The 2906-nt window shown below is 69.9% G+C and carries 3 protein-coding genes; all 3 read right to left on the reverse strand.

Annotated features, from left to right (window positions below; translation table 11 throughout):
• The coding region (locus tag AB0B91_RS64755) for an AMP-binding protein (protein ID WP_358342939.1) at positions 1-926 on the reverse strand (926 nt) is incomplete at its 3' end.
• Between the two features lie 2 nt (positions 927-928).
• Complete coding sequence (locus AB0B91_RS64760; RefSeq protein ID WP_089002530.1) at positions 929-2005, reverse strand: phytanoyl-CoA dioxygenase family protein; 1077 nt, start codon at positions 2003-2005, stop codon at positions 929-931.
• 35 nt (positions 2006-2040) lie between these two features.
• Positions 2041-2906, reverse strand: an 866-nt coding sequence (locus tag AB0B91_RS64765; protein WP_358342941.1) for an acyl carrier protein, incomplete at its 5' end; no start/stop codon positions are given.

Below are 2906 nucleotides of genomic sequence, written 5' to 3' on the forward strand. Positions count from 1 at the left end.
TTCAGACAGAACCGGATGCTCGTGAGGTCGACGGAGGCGTCGGCCGGGATGTTCCCGGCCTCGTTGGCCAGCAGCCGATAGGCGAAGTTGGGCGACCACACCGCGCTGACGCGGTGCTCGGTCACGAGCCGGAACCACTCCGCGGGATTCGTGAGGATGCGTTCGGTCGCGACGGAGAGGTGCCTGGCCGCGATCACGGCGTCCCGGACGTGGGCCATGAGCATGCCGCCGACATGCGAGAGCGGCATCCAGTTGAAGCCGACCGTCGCGGAGTCGAGCCCGTTCACGGCCACGGCGCCGAGCGCCATGTCGATGATGCCCCGGTGCCGCTGCGGCACCACCTTCGCGGCGCCCGTGCTCCCCGAGGTCATGAAGTGCACCAGCGACAGGGGACCGTCCTCGGCGGCAGCGGGACCGGCGCCGTCGTGCCCGCCCGGCTCGTCCAGGTCGAGCGGAATCGGGTCGATTCCCCACTTCAACGCCTCGGAGACGACCCGGAATCGGGCGGCCCTGGCGTGGACGAGTGCGCGGACAGGCGCGTGCTCGGCGAGCGCGGCCAACCACTCGCCCCCTCCCGCGCGATCGTCGAGGAGCTCGGCCGGCACCAGCAACGGCTCGGCCCCCGCCACGACGCTGCTCCAGAAGAGCGCGAGGATCTCCGACGGTTCGGTCGCGGCCACGACCACGATGGAGCCGCGGTCGAGGCCCCCGCGACGGGCGTCGCCGGCGATCAGCCGTACGCGGTCCCGGAAGACTCGCCAGGTCTCTTCGCGCTGCGTCCCGTCGGAGTCGATCGTGCCGACGGTGGACGTGCCTTCCGCCGCCCGGTCGAGGACCTCCGAAAGGCTCTGCGGCGTCCCCTCGGTCCGTACCGTGGCAAGGGGCTGACCCGCAAGCTGGGCGATAACGCGGTGCTCGGTCTGCATCTTTACCGACTGACCACCGGACGCCCGTCACGCAGGACGTTGAACTGCGTGTGCGGGTTGTTCGCCGGGCTGATGACCTTGTCGCCCCACGGGTCGATCGCGATCCGGTTCATGCCGTCCGGGGCGTACTCGACGACGAGCGCCTTGCGCGTCCAGTTCTGGAAGTTGCCGCCGGTCATGTGCGGGAGCAGGCCCGCGAAGACCATGATGGATCCGGCCCGCATCGGCAGCGGGATCATTCCGGACGGGTCCTCCGCGAACACCCGGTTGCCGAACTCGCCCTTCTCGTGCACGAGCGGTCCCACGCGGTGACTGCCGGGAAGCACCCACATGCACCCCGAATCCTCGTCCGCGTCGGTGAGCGCGAACCAGGCGGTGACGATCTTTCCGGGCTGGTCGACGTACGTGTAACCGGTGTCCTGGTGCCACGGGAAGGCCAGACAGGAGTTCGGGCTCTTGTAGACCGACTGGTCCCAGTACAGGCGGACGTTCGGCCCGATCAGGTCGTACATCATGTGCTGCAGGAGCGGCAGCGCGATGAGCTTGCGCAGCGGTGCCGAATGACGCGCGAGCTGGACGTTGAACGACACCTTGCCGGCCTGCGTGATGTTGTTCTTGCCGCCGGCGGCGTTCGCGGCCGTCACGCGCTCCGCTTCGAAGCGGTCGAGGTCGGCGACCACTTCCTCCAGGAACGCCTTGCTGAGCACGTCTTCGACGATCACGTAGCCGTCGCGGTCGTACGCCTCGGCCTCGGCGTCGCTGAGCACCCGCTTGCCGCTGCCGACCGATCGCCAGAGAAAGCTGTCGCTGAGCGGGTGACGGCGGAACGACGGCCAGCGCGAGGACCGGAGCCCGAACCGTTCCTGGCAGAACAGCGCCCAGTCCGCACGGGCGTCGTTGACGATCGGACCACGACCGTTCGTCATGGACACGGCGAGATCGGAACCCACGATCGCCTGCGCGCTGTCGGGAATCGTCCTGTCCTGGAAGCCGTACTGCGCCGCGATCCGCGCGTCTGGCTCCACCCACGCAGCGAACTGGCGGAGTTCCCCGAACGTCGTCCTGACTTCCTGAGCCATTCCTTCACCCCTCGATCGAAGCAGCCTGACTTGTCTCAGATGCGCGCGGTAACCGTGCGGCTCAACTGGCTGACCGTCGGATTGTCGAAGATCAACGCCACATCCAGCTCGGTGCGCAGCTCCTGATTCAGGATCGCCATGATCCGGATCGCGTCGACCGAGTCGCCACCCAGATCGAAGAAGTCGTCCTCGTCCCCGAACTCGACGGACCCGTCGAGCACGCGCTTCCAGATTCCCCGCACCAGCTCGGGAACGTAACCGTGGATCTCCGCGCCGGCCGGCCGGCGGCCGTCACCGTCGTGGTCCGGATCCACCTCGCCCACGTACTCGTCGACCAGCGCCCGGAGCGCCGCCATGACCTCGGCCCCCTGGTCAGCTCGCACCGAGCGGAGCACGTGCGACAGGGCCGCGTCGAGGTCCTCGGCCGACGACGGGCTGAGTGCGAGCCCCTCCTCCGCGCCCACCATCGCCCAGCGGCTCAGCGCGAAGACGGTGCGGTCGCCATCGGACCCTCCGCCCGACCGGCCCGTGCCCACGATGACGAGCCGACCGGACGCGCCCGCCTCACGAACCCGGCCCGCGAGACCCACCATGCCGGTCACCAGCAGCGCGACGGTGGCGTCGAACGCGGTGTCGATGTCGATCACCACCGCCTCGGCGTCGAGAGACCCCGGTTCCTCCTCCGCGAGGACGCGCGCGGACGCACGTGCCTTCGTCACGACGAGGTCGAGCGGACGGACTCGGCCATCGAGCCGCGCCTCGGCCGCGCCAGGGTCCCCCAGGGGCGCGGCAAGGCCACGGACGAGCCGGGCGAGCGCCTGCGCCGAGACCCGCTCCGCGCGGTCCACGCCAGCGTCCTCGCGGCCCCGCTCGTCGCCCGCCGTGGCCGCTTCCGGCTCGG

It is taken from the genome of Nonomuraea sp. NPDC049141, from assembly GCF_040648415.1.
Classification (GTDB): Bacteria; Actinomycetota; Actinomycetes; order Streptosporangiales; family Streptosporangiaceae; genus Nonomuraea.

Bases quoted from the DNA above. Each gene is read 5' to 3' on its own strand.
- AB0B91_RS64760 (WP_089002530.1), bottom strand. From the start codon at position 2,005: ATGGCTCAGGAAGTCAGGACGACGTTCGGGGAACTCCGCCAGTTCGCT.